This window comes from Cellulomonas sp. PS-H5 (genome assembly GCF_019265565.1).
In the GTDB taxonomy this organism is placed as follows: domain Bacteria; phylum Actinomycetota; class Actinomycetes; order Actinomycetales; family Cellulomonadaceae; genus Cellulomonas.
Genome location: NZ_JAHVCI010000004.1, coordinates 27929 through 45403, shown reverse-complemented (window position 1 = coordinate 45403; position 17475 = coordinate 27929). Strand labels below are relative to the sequence as shown.

16 protein-coding genes and 1 tRNA gene are annotated in these 17475 nt (G+C 75.9%); 4 read left to right on the top strand and 13 right to left on the bottom strand.

Annotated elements, in window-relative coordinates; genetic code table 11:
* The first annotated feature begins 58 nt into the window (after nt 1-58).
* Nucleotides 59-132 (top strand) — tRNA-Pro (locus J5O08_RS03310).
* A 129-nt stretch (nt 133-261) separates the two neighbouring features.
* Here J5O08_RS03310 and J5O08_RS03305 read toward each other — a convergent pair.
* The 6 genes from J5O08_RS03305 to J5O08_RS03280 all read right to left on the bottom strand — a co-directional run bounded on the left by J5O08_RS03305 (nt 262) and on the right by J5O08_RS03280 (nt 5421).
* Nucleotides 262-1410, bottom strand: a complete 1149-nt coding sequence (locus J5O08_RS03305; RefSeq protein ID WP_218705418.1) for a diguanylate cyclase — start codon at nt 1408-1410, stop codon at nt 262-264.
* Nucleotides 1411-1516: 106 nt separating this feature from the next.
* Nucleotides 1517-2287: an ABC transporter permease gene (locus J5O08_RS03300; protein ID WP_147794901.1), complete on the bottom strand. Its 771-nt coding sequence runs from the start codon at nt 2285-2287 to the stop codon at nt 1517-1519.
* Between the two features lies 1 nt (nt 2288).
* Entirely contained in the window at nt 2289-3266 is a 978-nt protein-coding gene (locus J5O08_RS03295; protein WP_218705417.1) for an ABC transporter ATP-binding protein, read from the bottom strand.
* Between the two features lie 78 nt (nt 3267-3344).
* Entirely contained in the window at nt 3345-4115 is a 771-nt protein-coding gene (locus tag J5O08_RS03290; RefSeq protein ID WP_218705416.1) for a hypothetical protein, read from the bottom strand.
* Entirely contained in the window at nt 4112-5032 is a 921-nt protein-coding gene (locus J5O08_RS03285) for an ABC transporter ATP-binding protein (RefSeq protein ID WP_218705415.1), read from the bottom strand. The genes J5O08_RS03290 and J5O08_RS03285 overlap by 4 nt, the downstream gene beginning before the upstream one ends.
* Nucleotides 5029-5421 carry a GntR family transcriptional regulator gene (locus J5O08_RS03280; RefSeq protein WP_218705414.1) on the bottom strand — a complete coding sequence of 131 codons (393 nt, stop codon included), beginning with the start codon at nt 5419-5421 and terminating at the stop codon, nt 5029-5031. The genes J5O08_RS03285 and J5O08_RS03280 overlap by 4 nt, the downstream gene beginning before the upstream one ends.
* 187 nt (nt 5422-5608) lie before the next feature.
* Here J5O08_RS03280 and J5O08_RS03275 point away from each other — a divergent pair, with 187 nt between their 5' ends.
* Entirely contained in the window at nt 5609-6547 is a 939-nt protein-coding gene (locus tag J5O08_RS03275; protein ID WP_218705412.1) for an NADP-dependent oxidoreductase, read from the top strand.
* A 70-nt stretch (nt 6548-6617) separates the two neighbouring features.
* Here the strand turns inward: J5O08_RS03275 and J5O08_RS03270 are convergent, their stop codons facing one another.
* The 4 genes from J5O08_RS03270 to J5O08_RS03255 all read right to left on the bottom strand — a co-directional run bounded on the left by J5O08_RS03270 (nt 6618) and on the right by J5O08_RS03255 (nt 10497).
* Nucleotides 6618-7694, bottom strand: a complete 1077-nt coding sequence (locus J5O08_RS03270; RefSeq protein WP_218705410.1) for an aspartate-semialdehyde dehydrogenase — start codon at nt 7692-7694, stop codon at nt 6618-6620.
* The gene (locus tag J5O08_RS03265; RefSeq protein WP_217615051.1) at nt 7691-8965 is read right to left on the bottom strand and encodes an aspartate kinase; all 1275 of its coding nucleotides are present in this window, start codon (nt 8963-8965) and stop codon (nt 7691-7693) included. The genes J5O08_RS03270 and J5O08_RS03265 overlap by 4 nt, the downstream gene beginning before the upstream one ends.
* A gap of 114 nt (nt 8966-9079) precedes the next feature.
* Nucleotides 9080-9859 carry a TSUP family transporter gene (locus J5O08_RS03260; RefSeq protein ID WP_218705408.1) on the bottom strand — a complete coding sequence of 260 codons (780 nt, stop codon included), beginning with the start codon at nt 9857-9859 and terminating at the stop codon, nt 9080-9082.
* Entirely contained in the window at nt 9856-10497 is a 642-nt protein-coding gene (locus tag J5O08_RS03255) for a TetR/AcrR family transcriptional regulator (RefSeq protein WP_218705407.1), read from the bottom strand. Before J5O08_RS03255 ends, J5O08_RS03260 begins: the two co-directional genes overlap by 4 nt.
* Nucleotides 10498-10627: 130 nt before the next feature.
* On the opposite strand from J5O08_RS03255, the gene J5O08_RS03250 reads away from it, so the two are divergent.
* Nucleotides 10628-11053, top strand: a complete 426-nt coding sequence (locus tag J5O08_RS03250) for an organic hydroperoxide resistance protein (RefSeq protein WP_217615048.1) — start codon at nt 10628-10630, stop codon at nt 11051-11053.
* A gap of 315 nt (nt 11054-11368) precedes the next feature.
* Nucleotides 11369-13903, top strand: coding sequence for a LuxR C-terminal-related transcriptional regulator (locus J5O08_RS03245; RefSeq protein WP_218705406.1), 2535 nt, complete (start codon nt 11369-11371; stop codon nt 13901-13903).
* 30 nt (nt 13904-13933) lie between these two features.
* On the opposite strand, the gene J5O08_RS03240 is transcribed toward J5O08_RS03245, so the two are convergent.
* The 3 genes from J5O08_RS03240 to J5O08_RS03230 form a co-directional block, all read right to left on the bottom strand.
* Complete coding sequence (locus J5O08_RS03240; RefSeq protein WP_371300529.1) at nt 13934-14512, bottom strand: DUF5063 domain-containing protein; 579 nt, start codon at nt 14510-14512, stop codon at nt 13934-13936.
* Between the two features lie 197 nt (nt 14513-14709).
* Nucleotides 14710-15309: a recombination mediator RecR gene (gene recR / locus J5O08_RS03235; RefSeq protein ID WP_147794914.1), complete on the bottom strand. Its 600-nt coding sequence runs from the start codon at nt 15307-15309 to the stop codon at nt 14710-14712.
* 298 nt (nt 15310-15607) lie between these two features.
* Entirely contained in the window at nt 15608-17422 is a 1815-nt protein-coding gene (locus J5O08_RS03230) for an HNH endonuclease signature motif containing protein (RefSeq protein WP_218705405.1), read from the bottom strand.
* Between the last annotated feature and the right edge of the window lie 53 nt (nt 17423-17475).

The window sequence follows — 17475 nt, the reverse complement described above, 5'->3', positions numbered from 1 at the left end:
TGGGCCGCCCCCGATGCACGACCACCGGCTCGCGTCGGCTATGCTGGGCGGGCTTCACCGGGGTGTGGCGCAGCTTGGTAGCGCGCCTCGTTCGGGACGAGGAGGTCGTGGGTTCGAATCCCGCCACCCCGACCGGTGAGAAGACGAAGGCCCGGACCGCACGGTCCGGGCCTTCGTCGTCCCCGGGTACGCGCCCCTACGGACTCAGCGCCGCGGACCGCGAGGCTCACGGCGGGGCGCACGCCGGGCGAGTTGCCGGCCTCAGCAGCCCGCGTGCTGGTCCCGCCGCCCGCCGGGCCGGTCGCTCGAGTGGTCCCGCACTCCCGGCGCCTGCGGGCCCGCCCCGGGGCGCCGCGCGGCCGCCAGGCCCTCCGTGGCGATCCGGAACCGGTCCCGTCCCGCCTGCTTCGCCCGGTAGAGCGCGATGTCCGCGGCGGCCAGGGCCGACCCAGCCGGGGCGCCGTCCGTGATCAGCGCGATGCCGGCGGAGAACGTCACGCCGGTGCCCTCCTCGGCCCACTCCGCGCGCAGCGCCCGCAGCATGTTCAGCGCCTGCACCGGCTCGGTGCGCGGCAGGATCAGCACGAACTCCTCGCCGCCGTACCGGGCCGCGTAGTCGCGGCGCCGCAGGTGCTCGTGGAGGACGTGCCCGAACCGCTCGAGCACGGCGTCGCCCGCGGCGTGGCCCCGGCTGTCGTTCACGCGCTTGAAGTGGTCGAGGTCGGCGATGACGACGCAGTCGCCCGCGACGGCCCGGGTCAGCCGCTCCTCGAGGTCGCGCCGGTTGGCGAGCGAGGTGAGGAGGTCGGTGCGCGCGTCGGTGCGGAGCCGCCGGCGCACGTCGCGCTGGTAGGCGGTGGCGAGCGCGATCACCTGGGCCGTGCCCCACCAGGTCACGGCGTAGATCACGAGCCGCACCACGGCCTTGCCGTCCAGGGTCGACGCCATCGCGACGTACGCGCCGCACGCGGCCGGCAGCAGCGCGAGCGCAGCGCGCCCGGGATGGAACAGTCCCGCGTAGACGAAGCACAGCGGGATCAGGCCGACGAAGGCGCTGGCGATGCCGGTGGTGGTGAGGCCGACGGCGCCGAGGGCGAGCAGCAGCGCGAGCGGGAACGCGAGCGTGCCCCAGCCGTCCCGGTGCCACCGCACCCGCAGGCTCACGCACACCAGCGCCAGCATCGCGCCGGACATCGCGGCCAGCACCCGCAGCCCGTGCCCGTCGACCCCGAGGCACAACGCGCCGAGGATCACGACCGCCCCGCCGAACAGCAGCAGCACCCGCCCGGCGGCGGCCGCGCTGCCGCCCGCGCGCGCCCAGGCCGGGACGTGCGCGAGCAGGCGCACGACGACGGGCGCCTCGTGCGGCGCCCGCCCGTGTGCGCGGCGTCCAGGGCCGATCGGGGGCATACCCGGATGATCGGCCGCCGACCCGGGTCACTTCAGAGGATGGTTGAGATCTGCACCAATTCTCGACGTGATCCCCAGCACGCTCCCAGGGAGCGCGCGCGGCGGCTCAGCGCCAGCGGAACAGCCGGGCCGAGAGCGGCACCAGGACGACGGTCCACCCGGCCATCACGAGGAGCTCGCGCACCGGCACCCCGGCGCCGACCCAGCCGTCGAGCATCGCCTGCGACCCCGCGCCCAACGGCGTCCACGCGGCGACCTGCTGGACGACCTCGGGCATGATCGGCAGCGGCAGCCACACGCCCGCGAAGAACAGCGACACGAAGTAGACGGTCATCCCGATGCCGGTCGCCGCGCCCGCCGTCGGCGCGCGCGCCGCGATGAGCGACCCGACGCCGAACGTCGAGGTGGCCGCCAGCAAGAACCCGGCGAGCACGACGCCCGGCCGCTCCGGTGCGCTCACGTCGACGACGAGCATCCCGACCGCGAGCGCGAGCACGGCCGCCACGAGGAGCGCGGCCACGTTGACGAGGACCTGCGCGACCAGGAGGCGCGAGGGCGGCAGCGGGGTCGTCGAGAGACGGCGGAGCACCCCGGTGCCGCGGTAGGTGGCGATCGTGATCGGGTAGACGGACAGCGCCACGGTGCCGACGGCCAGCGTCAGGACGATCGGCGTGTAGCCGGTGATGCCGTTGATCTGCGACAGCAGCGGGTCGTCCTCGCTGTACGGGGTCGACCCCCAGGGCATCGCGAGGCCGAGCACCGCGAGCAGCACGGCGGGGAAGAGCACGGCGAAGAACACGTTGGACGGCTCGCGCAGCGCGAGGCGCCCCTCGACGGCGGTGACCCGGGCGAGCACCCGGGGGCTGGTCGCGGACATGTCAGGCCTCCACGCGGTCGGTCGCGGACGGGGTGGCGGGGCGCGCTCCCGGGTCGGCCGGAGCACCGGTCAGCCGGACGAACGCGTCCTCCAGGGTGCTGCGCTGCACGCGCAGGTCGTCGGGCCGGACCCCGGCGCCGGCGAGCGCGACCATGACGTCCTGCACCACGTTGCCGGTGCCGCGGACCCGCACGGACCCGTCGGCGTCGAGGTCGACCGAGCCGACCGACCCGAGGGCGCCGAGCGCGGCCGCGTCGACGGGCGCGGACGGCCGGAAGGTGAGCGTCTGGTCGGCCCCGACCAGGGCGGCGACCTCGGCGGGGGTCCCCTCGGCGACCACCCGGCCGGCGTCGACCAGCACGACGCGGTCGCAGAGCCGCTCGGCCTCCTCCATGAAGTGGGTGACGAGCACGATCGTCACGCCGCGCCGCCGCACGCGTTCGACGACGTCCCCGGTGTCCCGGCGCGCCTGCGGGTCGAGGCCGGTGGTGAGCTCGTCGAGGATCGCGAGCTCCGGGTTGCCCACCAGCGCCAGCGCGATCGACAGCCGCTGCTTCTGGCCGCCGGACAGCGCCCGGAACTGGGTGCCGGCCTTGTCGGCGAGCCCGAGGTCGCGCAGCAGCTCGTCGGGGTCCGCGGGGTCGTCGTAGAAGCAGGCGTACTCCTCGACCGCCTCGCGGACGGTGATCCGCAGGGGCAGCGCCGACTCCTGCAGCTGCAGCCCGACCCGCTCGCGCAGGGCGGCGCGGTCGGCGGCGGGTCCGGCCGGGTCGAGCCCGAGGACGCGGACCGTGCCGCCGTCGGGCTCGCGCAGGCCGCCGATCATCTCGACGGTGGTGGTCTTGCCGGCGCCGTTGCGGCCCAGCACGCCGACGATCTCGCCGCGGTGGACGGTCAGGCTGACGTCGGCGACGGCGACGGTGCGGCCGTAGCGCTTCTCCAGGTGCTCCGCGTGGATCACGGGGTCTGCTCCGGGCATGACGGGATCTCCTCCTCGCGTGGTGCGGGTGGGTCGGGTCGTGCGGGGGGTGTGCGGCGCGCCACGGGGCGCGTCGGGTCAGCCGCGGCGGGGTGCGATCGAGCGGCGGGTGGCGATCAGCCAGAACGCGGCCGCGAGGGCCGCCGTCATGACGGCGGAGGCGGTGAGGACCAGCGCGAGCGGGGTGGCCTCGCCGGTGCTGCCGAACAGGTCGGAGAAGGGGACCCAGTCGTTCGAGTTGCCGACCAGGATCGTCATGGCCACCGACGGCCCGGCCGTGAGCGGCAGCGTGAGGGTGCCCCACCACCCGCCGGCGGTCGCGTACACGGTGCCGACCAGCAAGCCGCTGACGTAGGCGACGACGAACGTCGCCAGGTACGCGACGAGCAGGCTGCCGAAGCTCACGTCGGGGTCGAACCAGCCCTGGTCCTGCAGCGACCACTCCCACCCCATCGCGCCGTACCAGGCGCGCTCGGCCATCAGCCCGCCGGCCATGAGCACGGCGAACGCGACCGCGAGCACCCCCGCGGCGGCGAGCGCGCCGCGCACGTAGCTGCGCCGGGTCATGCCGCTCGCGACGTGCACCTGCGGGTAGGTGGTGGCGATCCCGATCATGATCGAGAACGGGAACCAGACCCCGCTCTGCCGGGCGAACCAGATGGTCGAGGTCCCGACGTCGCCGACCGCGTCGACGACCAGGGGCACCGCGACGACCACGACGAGCACGATCGCCCAGTACCAGAGCGCCACCTGGCCGAACCAGGCGAGCAGGCACGTCGCCGTGCGCAGCACCGGGCCCTGCCGGGTCGCCGGCCGGGCGGGGAACAGGGTGCGGGTGGTGGTGCTCATCGGGCCCTCCCGAGCTCGCGCGCCGCGTCCGCGGCGCCGTCGGCGGTCAGGTGCACGAACAGGTCCTGCAGCGGCACCGGCCCCAGGTCCAGGCCGGCGGCCTTCGCGTCCGCGGCCTCGCCGTCCGCGAGCGTCGCGAGCACCGTGGCCTGCACGGTGCCGCCGAGCTGCTGGCGCCCGAGCACCGTGCGCCCGACGACGAACCGCTCGACCTCGCGGGCCGGCCCCGTCACCGAGACGCCGGTGACCCGCAGGGCGTCCGCGTCCTGCGCCAGCAGGACCCGCCCGTGGTCCAGGACCACGACGTGCTCGAGCAGCCGCTCGACCTCGCCGATCAGGTGGCTGGACAGCACGATCGTGCGCGGGTGCTCGACGTAGTCCTCGAGCAGCGCGTCGTAGAACGCGTACCGCGACGGCGCGTCGAGGCCGAGGTGCACCTCGTCGAGCAGGGTCAGGTCCGCGCGGGCGGCGACGCCGAGGACGATGCCGAACGCGGACTTCTGGCCGCGGGACAGCTTCTGCGGCTTCGCGCCCGGGTCCAGCTCGAACCGGTCCATGAGGCGCTCCGCGACCTCGCGGGAGAACGCGGGCCGGCAGTCCTCGGTGAACCGGAGGTTCGAGCGCAGGGTCTCGGTGTCGAGCACGTCGCCCGACTCCCGGACCAGCAGCACCCGCGGCAGGAGGTCGTCGTTCTCCCAGGGGTCCTCGCCGCCGACCAGCACCGCGCCGGACGTCGGCCGGCGGAACGCGGCGGCCACGGACGCGAGGGTCGTCTTGCCGGAGCCGTTGCGGCCCAGCAGTCCGGTGATGGAGCCCGCCGGGACGGACAGGTCGACCTCGTCGAGAGCGGTCTTCCGGCCGTAGCGCACGGTCAGGCCGCGCGCCTCGAGGCCGAGCGGCCCGGCCGGGGCGGTCACGACGCCGCCCCGTCCTGCCGGTCACCGGCGGTGCGCGCGGCGTGCGCCCGCAGCCGGGCGATGACGTCCTCGAGCGGGATGCCGAGCGCGCGGGCGTGGTCGGCCACCGGGTCGACCGTCTCGGCGAAGAAGGTCTCCCGGCCCTCGGCGCGCAGCCGGTCCGGGGCGCCCGGGGCGACGAACATCCCGACGCCGCGGCGCTTGTAGAGGATCCCGTCGTCGACGAGCTGGGCGAACGCCTTCGCGGCCGTGGCCGGGTTGATGCGGAAGGTGGTGGCGTACTGCGTCGTGCTCATCACCTGCTCCTCGGGCTGGAGGTCGCCGCGCAGGACGTCCTGGCGGATCTGGTCGGCGATCTGCACGTAGATGGGGTCGCGGCCGTCGAACACGGTCGACCTCCTCTCGTGCGGCTGGTTCTATGGTTCGTTACTCCACTAATGAACCACAGGAGCGCGACCCGCGGCAAGACCGAGCAGGAAGTTCGCCTTCGAAGCACTTGCTTCTGATTCGCAGCATGTATACCGTCCTCGATATCGCTTCGAATCCGAAGCACCACGGAACGACCGAGGAGTCACCATGAAGGCAGTGCGGTTCCACGAGACCGGCGCGGCGGACGTCCTGCGCCACGAGGACGTCGAGCTGCCGGTCCCCGGCGCCGGCGAGGTCCGGGTCCGGGTCGCCGGCTCGGCGTACAACCCCGCAGACGGCGGCATGCGGGGCGGCTTCCTGCCGATCCCGATCACGCTGCCGCACACCCCGGGCTACGACGTGTCCGGCACGGTGGACGCGGTCGGCGCCGGCGTGACGAGCCTGGCGGCCGGCGACCGGGTCGTCGGCTTCCTGCCCATGGCGGCCGACGGCTCCGCGGCGGAGTTCGTCGTCGCCCCCGCCGAGGCGCTGGTGCCGGCACCGGCCCGGATCCCGCTCGCCGACGCGGCCGGGCTCCCGTCGGTCGGGCTCACCGCCTGGCAGGCGCTGTTCGAGGCGGCCGGCCTCGGGGCCGGGCAGCGGGTCCTGGTCAACGGCGCCGGCGGGCCGGTCGGCGGCTACGCCGTCCAGCTGGCCCACCGCGCGGGCGCCCACGTGATCGCGACCGCCAGCCCGCGCAGCGCCGCGGCCGTCCGGGCCGCGGGCGCGGACGAGGTGGTCGACCACACCGCGACGTCCCTGCTGGACGCCGTGACCGAGCCCGTGGACGTGCTGCTCAACCTGGCGCCGGTCACCGAGGAGGGGTTCACGGCACTGGCCACCCGGGTCCGCGACGGCGGGGTCGTCGTGTCCACCACGCCGCGGGTCGCGACCCCGGAGGACCCGGCGCGCGGCGTGCGCGCCGTGACCGTGTACGTGCACCCGGACGCGGAGGTGCTGCGGCAGCTCGTCGCGCTGGTCGACGCCGGCGAGCTGCGCGTCGAGATCGCGCGGCGCGTCCCGCTGGCGGAGCTCCCCGCGCTGCACGCGGAGGCCGACGCCGGCCGCGTGCACGGCAAGGTCGTGGTGGTCCCGGCGGGCGCGTGAGGGCCCCGGACGACGGAGGACCCGCCGCCCGGCTCGTGGTGAGCCGGTGCGGCGGGTCCTCGCGCGCGGGTCAGGCGGTCGCGGCGCGCAGGCGCGCGGCCAGCAGCTCGGCGACCTGCACGGCGTTGAGCGCCGCGCCCTTGCGGAGGTTGTCGTTCGAGATGAACAGCGCCAGGCCCCGCCCGTCGGGCGCGCCCGGGTCCTGCCGGATGCGGCCGACGAGCGACGGGTCGGCGCCCGCCGCCTGCTGCGGGGTCGGGACGTCGGCCACCTGGACGCCCGGCGCACCGGCGAGCAGCTCGTACGCGCGCCCCGGGGTGATCGGCCGGTCGAACTCGGCGTTGATCGACAGCGAGTGCCCCGTGTACACCGGCACCCGGACGCAGGTGCCGGACACCAGCAGGTCGGGGATGCCGAGGATCTTGCGCGACTCGTTGCGGAGCTTCTGCTCCTCGTCGGTCTCCAGGCTGCCGTCGTCCACCAGGTTGCCGGCCAGCGGGATCACGTTGAACGCGATCGGCGCGACGTACTTCTGCGGCTCCGGGAACGTCACCGCACCGCCGTCGTGCACCAGCGCGAGCGTGTCCTGCTCGACCCCGGCGCGCACCTGGTCGTCGAGCTCGCGCGCGCCGGCCAGGCCGGAGCCCGACACCGCCTGGTAGGTCGACACGACGAGCCGGCGCAGGCCGGCCTCCTCGTGCAGCACCCGCAGCACCGGCATCGCGGCCATCGTGGTGCAGTTCGGGTTCGCGACGATGCCCTTGCGCACCTCGTCGAGCGCGCCCGGGTTCACCTCGGACACGACCAGCGGCACGTCGGGGTCCATCCGCCAGGCGGACGAGTTGTCGATCACGGTGACGCCCGCGGCGGCGAACCGCGGCGCCTGCGCCTTCGACGTCGCGCCGCCGGCGGAGAACAGCGCGATGTCGAGGCCGCTCGGGTCCGCGGTCTCGGCGTCCTCGACCACGACCTCGGCGCCGCGCCACGGCAGCGTCGTCCCGGCCGAGCGCGCGGAGGCGAAGTACCGGATCTCGGCCACCGGGAAGTCGCGCTCCTCCAGCAGCCGGCGCATCACGGCGCCCACCTGGCCGGTGGCGCCGACGACGCCGACCCGCAGGCCCGCGCCCGTGCTCACGCTCTCGCTCATCGTCCGGTCCCTCCGTACACCACGGCCTGCTCGTCGGCGCTGTCCAGGTCGAACGCCGTGTGCACCGCGCGCACGGCGTCGTCGAGCTGGTCCGCACGGGTCACCACGGAGATGCGGATCTCCGAGGTCGAGATCATCTCGATGTTGATGCCGGCGTCCGACAGCGCGGCGAACAGCCGGGCGGACACGCCGGGGTGCGACTTCATGCCCGCGCCGATCAGCGACAGCTTGCCGATCGTGTCGTCGTACTGCAGCGACGTGAAACCGATGTCGGGCTGGTGCTGGGTCAGCGCCGCGGTCGCGGCCGCCCCGTCGGTGGCGGGCAGCGTGAACGAGATGTCCGTCCGCCCGGTCGACGCGACGGACACGTTCTGCACGATCATGTCGAGGTTCACGCCCGACCCGGCGACGACCTCGAAGATGCGCGCGGCCTTGCCGGGCACGTCCGGGACGTCGACGATCGTGATCTTCGCCTCGCTGCGGTCGTGCGCGACGCCGGCGATGATCGGCTGCTCCATCGGGGCTCCTCCTTCGGTCGGGGCGTCCGTCACCAGCGTGCCCGGGTGGGTCGAGAACGACGATCGCACGTGCACGGGCACCCCGTACCGCCGCGCGTACTCCACGCAGCGCAGCACGAGCACCTTGGCGCCGCTCGCGGCCATCTCGAGCATCTCGTCGTAGGTGATGCGGTCGATCTTGCGGGCCGACGGCACGATGCGCGGGTCGGCGGTGAACACGCCGTCGACGTCGGTGTAGATCTCGCAGACGTCGGCGTGCAGGGCGGCGGCGAGTGCGACGGCCGTGGTGTCCGAGCCGCCGCGGCCGAGGGTCGTCACGTCGTTGGTGTGCTGCGTGACGCCCTGGAACCCGGCGACGATCGCGACCGCGCCGGCGTCGACGGCCTGCTGGATGCGGCTCGGCGTCACGTCGATGATCCGGGCCTTGCCGTGCACGGAGTCGGTGATGACGCCCGCCTGCTGGCCGGTGAACGACTGCGCCTCGACGCCGAGGTTGCTGATCGCCATCGCCAGCAGCGACATCGAGATCCGCTCGCCGGCGGTGAGCAGGATGTCCATCTCGCGCTGCGGCGGCAGCGGCGTCACCTGCTGCGCGAGGTCGATCAGCTCGTCCGTCGTGTCGCCCATCGCCGAGACGACGACCACCACGTCGTCGCCCGCGCGCTTGGCCTCCGCGATCCGCTTCGCGACGCGCTTGATGCTGTCGGCGTCGGCGACCGAGGAACCGCCGTACTTCTGCACGATGAGGGCCACGGGAGGGAGCTTCCTGCTGCGGGGTCGCGGGCGCCGGGCGGCGACCGCCGGGGTCGGCGGAAGTCTAGGCCTCGGCGCAGCACGCACCCGCGGTCCGCCCGCATCGCGGGACCGTCAGAGCAGCTCGGCCCCGAGCCGCACGATCAGCACCGCGACGACCACCAGGAACACCACCCGGACGAACCCGCTGCCCCGCGCGACGGCGGTGCGCGCGCCCAGGTAGGAGCCCAGGACGTTCGCGACCCCGACCATCAGCCCGAGCCGCCACAGCGGCGCCCCCTGCGCGGCGAACACGATGAGCGCGCCGAGGTTGGTCGCCGCGTTGACGATCTTCGCCTGCGCCGACGCCTCGAGGAACGCGTAGCCGAGCACCCCGACCAGCGCGATGACCAGGAACGACCCCGTACCCGGGCCCAGGAGGCCGTCGTAGAACCCGATGCCGGCGCCCAGCGCGAGCGCCACCAGCAGGTGGGTCCGCCCCTGCCAGCGCAGCGCGGTGGCCCGGCCGACCTGCGGCCGCGCGACGGTGTAGACCGCGACGGCCACCAGCGCGACGAGGATCACCGGGACGAACACGTCCTCGGGCAGCAGCGAGGCCAGCGCCGCTCCCCCGCCGGCCCCGACCAGCGCCGCGAGCGCCATCGGCCCCGCGGTCCCCAGGCCGGGTTGGACGCGCCGGTAGTACGTCGCCGCGCTGACGGAGGTGCCCATGATCCCGGCGAGCTTGTTGGTCGCGAGCGCCTGCACCGGGCTGATGCCCGGCACCAGCAGCAGGGCCGGCAGCTGCACCAGGCCGCCGCCGCCCACGACGGCGTCGACCCACCCCGCGGCGAACCCGGCCAGCACCAGGAGCACCACGGTGCCGACCGTGAGCTCGAGGCCCGAGACCGTCACGCGGCGGTGCGGGGGGTGGTGCCGGGCGCCCGGTGCGCGGCGACCACCGCCGCGCCCGCGTGCCGGAGGGTCGCCGCGACGGCGGCCGCGCGCTCGGAGCCCCCGACGTACCCGGCGACCATCGCGCCGTCCCGCAGCACGACCAGCTCCTCGGCGGCGCCGACCGGGTCGTCCAGCCCGAGGTCCGCGAGGAGGTCGGCTGCGGCCGCGACCATCCACCGCCGGTGCTCCGCGACGACCGCGCGGACCGGGTGGTCGGGGTCGGCGTACTCGGCCGCGGCGTTGATGAACGGGCAGCCGCGGAACCCCGGCCGGCACGACTCCGCGCCCAGGCCCTCGGCGTACCCGCGGAGCACGGCCTCGGCGTCCTCGGGGTGCGCGGCGCGGACCGCGTCCAGGGCGGCGCGCTCCGCCGCGGCGACCGCGCTCAGCCAGGCCACCACCAGGGCGTCCTTGGTCGGGAAGTGCCGGTAGAACGTCACCTTGCTGACCTCGGCCGCCGCGATGACCCGGTCCGCGCTCACCGCGCGGATCCCGTCGGCGTAGAACAGCCGGGCGGCGGCGTCGAGGACGCGGGCGGCGACCGGCGAGGCGGGCCGGGCGTCGGCGGGCGCGGGTGCGGTCGCGGGGGGCGTCACGGGGTCCTCCTCCTCGGGGTCGGCGCGGCGGCGGGCGGGCCGGGGCGCTCGCCGGTGAGCCAGTCTGGCACGCGCGGCCGATCTGTGGCATACATAGACGTACTAGTTCGTCTACCTAGAGGTTGTCCCCATGAGCGCGCTCTACACCGCCACCGCCACCTCGACCGGCGAGGGCCGCGCGGGAGGCCAGGTCACCAGCGACGACGGCGTCCTCGACCTGACGCTCGCCGTCCCGGCGCCCATGGGCGGCCCCGGGGGCGGCACCAACCCCGAGCAGCTGTTCGCCGCCGGCTGGGCCGCGTGCTTCCACTCCGCGCTCAAGGGCGTCGCGTCGGCCGCCAAGACGCCGATCCGCGACTCCGCGGTGGTCGCCGACATCGGCATCCTCCCCAACGGCACCGGCGGCTACACCCTGAGCGCCGCGCTGCACGTCGAGATCGGCGGCGTCGACCAGGCCACGGCGGAGAAGCTCGTCGAGCAGGCCCACCAGGTGTGCCCGTACTCGAACGCCACCCGCGGCAACATCGACGTCCAGCTCGACACCACCGTCGCCTGACCCCGCGGCGGAAGCGGGCGGCGCGCCGCGCCATCGCACCCCGCGCACCCGGCGTACCCCGCACCCCGCCCCGAGGACCCCGGCCCGCGCACCGCGCCACCGCGCACTGCGAGCAAGCACGCGACACGTCGCGGGGGGGCCCCCCCCGGGGGGGGGGGGGGGGGGCCCCCCCCCCCCCCCGCGCCCCCCCCCCGCCCCGTGTCCGCTACCCCCTCGGCGCGCGAACCGCGGGCCTACGCTGGCCCCGGGCGGTCACGGGCGGGCGCCGGTCCGGCGCGTCGCGCACCGCGGGGGGTGCAGCGGGGTGGGAGCACGATGAGCGGCGGCGGCCGGGACGAGGCCCTGATCGCGGTGCGCCGCTGGCTGGCGGCCGGGCGCGACGTGGTGCTGCGCGGCGAGCGGGGGATCGGGAAGTCCGCGACGCTCGAGGCCCTGCGCGCCGATCTGTCGGACCGCCGGCTGCCCGGCGTGCTGCTGCGGGCGAGCGGGCCGGCGCCGTTCGCGGCGGTGCTGGACCACCCCTCGGCGCCGCCGCGCGTCCCGGACGAGACCGGCCTGACCGCCTGGCTGGCGGACGAGCTCACGGCCCCGCGCAGCGTCCTGCTCGTCGACGACGTGGACCGGCTCGACCCCGGCAGCCTGCGCGTCGTGCAGCGCGCCCTGGTGCGCACCGGCTGCCGGCTCGTCGCCGCGACCACGGCCGACCTGCTGCGCACCGCGCCCGGCGGACCGCGCGAGCTGCTCGTCGCCCGTGCGCCGGCCGAGGTCCGCGTCCCGCCGCTCGGCCTCGCGGCGCTGAGCGCGCTCGTGGCGACCGTGCTCGGCGGCCAGGCCGACGCCGCGCTCACCAGCGCCCTCCTCGCGCAGTCCGGCGGGAACCCCGGCGCCGCGGTCGCCCTGCTGTCGGCGGCGCGCGCCACCGGCGCGCTGCGCCGCGAGGCGGGCCGGCACGTCGACGACGGGCGGCTGCTGGAGGTGCCGGCGGACGCCGTCGCGGCGCTGTTCCTCGCCACCCTGGACGGTGCCCGGGTGGACGCGCTCGAGCGCCTCGCCGTCGTCGGTCCCGTCGCGCCCGGGGCAGCGGCGCAGCTGGTCGAACCCGCCCTGCTGGACGACCTGGCGGACCAGGGCCGGGTGGTCGAGAACGAGGCGGGCGGGGCCGACGCCCTGCTCGTCGTCGCACCGCCGGCACTGGCCCGGGCACTTCGGGACCGGGTCGCCCCGCCGCACCGCCGTCGGCTGCTGGCCGCGGCGCGCGCCGCGGTCGGTGACGTCGTCGCCGTCGTCGACCCCCCGCGGCCGGACCTCACCTCCCTGCTCGCCCGGGACGCCGCCGGCAGCGCCGACGTCCTGCGGTGGAGCACGCAGGTCACCGGCGTCGTGCACGAGCGCGCGGCCGCGGCCGAGGCGTCCGCGCACGCCGCGTGGTCGGCCGACCCGCGGCTGGGCACCGCCACCGCGTACCTGGCGCAGCTCATGCGGCGACCCGCGCGCGACCAGATCGCCGCCGTGTTCCGCGACACGACCCGGGGCCCGGAGGACACCGACGACGACGCGCTGACGTACCGGTACTACCGCAGCAGGTGGGAGTCCTGGCGCGGGGACGACGCCCCGGAGGGCCGCGGCGACGACGCCGGCACCGGGGGTCCTCCGCCGGGTTCCGAGACCGACGGCTCCGGCCGGCTCGACGCCCTCGAGGACCTCAAGCAGCGGCTGGTCACGGAGATCCGGGACGGGCGGTCACCCGAGGACGTCGCCGCCGCCGACCCTCCGCGCGTCACCGCGACCGCCTTCCGCGGCGCCCCCGGCCCGCTGACCGCGGCCGCCCTGCTGGAGGCCGGACGACCCGACCTCGCCCTGGCCGTCCTCGACCGCGCCGACGACGCCGACCGCGGGCCGGCCCCCGACGCCGACGAGGTCCGGCACTACCGGATCGCCCTCCGGGGCGAGTGCCTCACCCTCCTCGGCCGGCTCGACGAGGCCGAGCGGCACGAGCGTCTCCTGCTCAGCGCCGCCTACGACGCGTACGACGCCTTCGGCATCCGGGTGCACGCCACCGTGCTCGCCGAGGTCCTCTGCTTCACCGGCGAGATCGAGGCCGCCTGGCGGGTGCTCAGCACCGCCCTGCGGCTCGGCCCCGCCGGCCCGATCGAGACGACCTACTACCGCCGCGGCCTGGCCCTCGGGGCCGTGCTGCAGGTGGGCGCGGGGAACGTCGACCTGGCACGCGCGCTCCTCCGCGAGCTGGAGAAGACGCCGCGGCTGTACCGGCCCCTGATCCGGTCGCTCCGCGTGGTCGGCGCGATCGCGGTCGCCGTGGCCGAGGGCGACCGGACGACCGGCGCCGAGATCGCCTGGCGCGCAGGCTCGTCCTACGCGGAGGCGGGGCTCCGACAGCCGGCGCTCGTGACGTGGGCGTTCGCTCCCCCGCCGCTCACCGCCGAGCGCGCCGCGGCCGTCCGCGCGACCCGACGCGGCGTCGTGCTCCCGCTCCTGGACCCGTACCTCGACCTGCAGCTCGCGCTCGCCGACCGGGACACGGCGGCCGTCGCGGCGGCGCTCCCTCGCGTGCATCCGCGCGTCACCAGCACGTTGACCGCCGCGGCCCGCGAGCTGCTCGGCCTGGACGACGGCACGGCCGCGGACCACCGCGCGCGACCGGTCAGCGCGGAGCCGCTGTCCGACCGGGAGCGCGAGGTCGCGGCACTGGGGAGGGACGGGCTCAGCAACCGGCAGATCGCCGAGAAGCTGCACCTGAGCGTCCGCACCGTCGAGAACCACATGAGCCGGGCGCTGCGGAAGCTCGGCTACCGGGCCCGGGGCGACCTCCGCCGGTGGACGGTGGCCTGACGCCCGAGCACCGCGCCGCCGCCGTGCGCGTCAGGGCTGCAGCGCGTCGTACTCCGCCTCGGCCGCCACGTCGTCGTCGACGTCGAGGCGCAGGTGCGCCAGCAGGGTCTGCAGCGTGCGCAGCACGCTCGCCGCGCGCTCGCCCCAGGTCGACAGGTAGGAGAACTGCCACCACCACAGCGCCTCGAGGACGTGGCCGCGCTCGTGGTGCCGCAGCCCCTGCAGCAGCGCGCCCGCGACCGCCACCAGGTCCCCCGACAGCGTGGACGTGGTGACCTCGCCGCCCAGGACGGGGTCCACCACCTCGGCGTAGTCGTCCACGCCGTCGAGCACCTCCGCCAGCGCGGTGCGCAGCGGCTCGACGTCCGGGTCCGGGCCGACGTCCGGCTCGAACCGGTCCGTGGGCACGACGTCGACGATCGCCCCGAGCCGCGCACCGACCGCCAGCACGTCCGAGACGGCGAGCAGCAGCAGCGGGATCGCGGCGTCCGGGTTGCTCCCCGACGCCACCTCCGTGACCGTCGTGAGGAACGCGCGGCACTCCCGCGCCGTCGAGTCCGCGACGGCGCGCAGGTCGGCGGCCTCCGGGTCGAGCGCCAGGTCGTCCACCTGGGCCGAGTCGGTCGCCACGCGCAGGTCGTCCTCGGGTGCGGTCACGGGGGCCATGCTGCCCCTCCGGATCGCGACACGCCCGCCGGCGGGCTCGACACGCGGGACGGCGAGGACCGTCGGGACGAATCGGACGGCGCGCGGGCGCCGGCCGAGCGGGCTCGTCGGCACCCCCCCACCGGGCAGGGGCTCCGGCGTCAGGCGCTGATGCGGCGCCGGCCCTCGAACGCCCGACCGAGCGTCACCTCGTCCGCGTACTCCAGGTCGCCGCCGACCGGCAGGCCCGACGCGAGCCGGCTGATCGTCAAGCCCATCGGCACGAGGAGGCGGGCGAGGTAGGTGGCGGTGGCCTCGCCCTCGACGTTCGGGTCCGTCGCCAGGATCACCTCGGTGACGGTGCCGTCGGCCAGCCGGGTCATGAGGTCCTTGATGCGCAGGTCGTCCGGCCCGACGCCCGCGATCGGGTTGATGGCGCCGCCGAGCACGTGGTACCTGCCGCGGAACTCGCGGGTGCGCTCGATCGCGACGACGTCCTTCGGCTCCTCGACCACGCACAGCACCGCGGGCGACCGACGCGGGTCGCGGCAGATGCGGCAGAGGTCCTCCTCGGCCACGTTGCCGCACTGCACGCAGAACCGGACCTTGGCCTTCACCTCGGTCAGCGCGTCCACCAGGCGGCGCACGTCCGTGGGGTCCGCCGCGAGGATGTGGAACGCGATCCGCTGCGCGCTCTTGGGACCGACGCCGGGCAGCCGCCCCAGCTCGTCGATCAGGTCCTGGACCGCGCCCTCGTACACGCCGCACAGCCTACGTCCCGCCGCCGACAACCCGCGTGCCCGCGCATCCGGGTCGGAGAACCGGGGCGGGCGGCAGGTCGCACGAGGCGGGCGAGCCAGGCGGACGGGTCAGGCGGGCAGGCCGGGCAGGCGGGCAGGGCGGGCAGGCGGGCGGGCCGCACGAGGCGGGCGAGCCAGGCGGACGGGTCAGGCGGGCAGGGCGGGCGGGCGGGCAGGGCGGGCGGGCAGGGCGGGCGGGCAGGGCAGGCCGGGCAGGCGGGCAGGGCGGGCCACGACCCGGAGGTCCGAACCCCCTGAGTCAGAACGGGGGTGGTGCGTCGTAGGGGTCGGCCGTGGCGTCGTGGGTCTGCCCGGTACCGGGTCGGGTGAGGTACCGGTGGCCGGTGGGGGTGATCCACTCGAAGAGCCCGGGGCTGATCTGCCGCAGCCGGAACCCGCCGTCGGTCTTGAGGCGGTGGTGCCGGTGACACACCGGGCCCAGGTTGTCCGCATCGGTGCGACCCAGGGGCGCGTCGGGGTCGCCACCCGGTCGGGGGTGGAACTCCTGGGTGTGGTCGAGCTCGCAGCCGCACGCCGGGACCCTGCACCCGGGTGCGGCGCAGGTCTTGTCCCGGACGCGGATGAGCTCGGCCAGGGCGGCGGGTGGTCGGTACCGTTCGCGGCCGACGTCCAGGACCCGGGCGGTGAGCGGGTCGGTGACGACTCGCTGCCAGACCCCGCCGATCGCCAGCGCCCGGGCCTGGACGGCATCGATGGGCCCGTGGCCGTCGAGGTGGGCGGGCTGGTCGTCCAGGCCGAGCAGGGTCGCGGCGGGGATGGCGATCCGGACCTCGGCACCCGGACGGCCCGAGCAGCGAGTGCAGCCGTGACGCGCGGGCACGGACGCGGTCCTCACGCCGGCGTCGGTCTCGACCTGGGTGGCGGACTCGACCTTCGCATCGAGGTCGACGTCGGTGTCGGTGGCGATCCCCGGCGGCGCGCATGCCACACCCGGCGGAGGGGCAGGGTGCTGTACGCCTCGCGCTGCGTCGGTGGCGGTGGCGGTGTCGTCGAGCGGAGTGAGGGTGGCGATCGGGATCGGCTCGACCGCGCGGGTGAGCACCACCCCGTCCCGGTCGGTGGAGGTCGCACCGTTCCACGACCGCTTCGGCTCCGGCGGCACCGCCAGCCCAGGGGACAGGTGGACCTCGAACGCCGGACCATCCGACGCGGGGACGTCGCCCACCACCAGGTCCCGCAGGCCGTCGGCGCGCAGCTGGTCGAGGGTGCGGTCGTCGCCGAGTGCCTTGGCGGTCTTCGCGGCGTGCGTGAGGACCCCGTCGACGCGGAGCGCGTCCGCCGCGTCCAGGACCAGCCACATCGAGGCCATCCCGTCCGGCTGCGGACGCGGGTGGGACACCCTCCTCGTGCACCGGGCGCGCTCCCGGCGGGCGGCGGCGCCCTCGGGGTCGACCAGCCGGATCTCCCGCGCCACCCGCTGCCGGAGCTCGGCAACGGAGCACTGGTGCGCGTCGGGCAGCACCGCGTCCTCGACCGCGTGCGCGACCTGGAACGACAGGTCCGCCAACCCCGCGGTCAGGACCTGAGCCTTCGCGGGGTCGAGGTGCCCAACCTCCAACGCCTCGCGGGTCGCCCCGAGCATCCCGTCCAGCACCAGCGCCCGGTGCACGGTCTTCGTCGCCGTCACCAGCGGCCAGCCCAGGCGCATGGCGAGCTCGTCGCCGGCGACGCAGGCCTGGGTCGGCGGGGCGCCCGCGAGTGGGGACCACTCCGGGCTCATCTCCTCCCGGGAGGCGAGCTCGGCGATCAGGCCGAGGGTCCGGGCGTGCTGGTAGGACTCGATCCGGGTCTGCGCGGCGATCACCTCGACCAGCACCCCTGAGGGCAGCACGTCCGGGTCCAGGCCCCGCAACCACGCATCCAGCACCGGCCCCGGCTCGCAGGACCGGATCGCCTCGACCTGCCGCTGCTCACCCGTGCGCGGCGCCCCACCCGCCGCCACGACCGGGTCCGGGCCGAAGTCCGTCAGGCAGGTCCCGTCGGGCCCGTAGACCGGCAGCACCCCGGCGGCGACCGGGTCGCCGTCGGGGTGTCCCTGCAGGTCAGATGCCATGGAACGACACTACCGACGGCCACCGACACGACCCCGGCGGCCGACACCCGCCC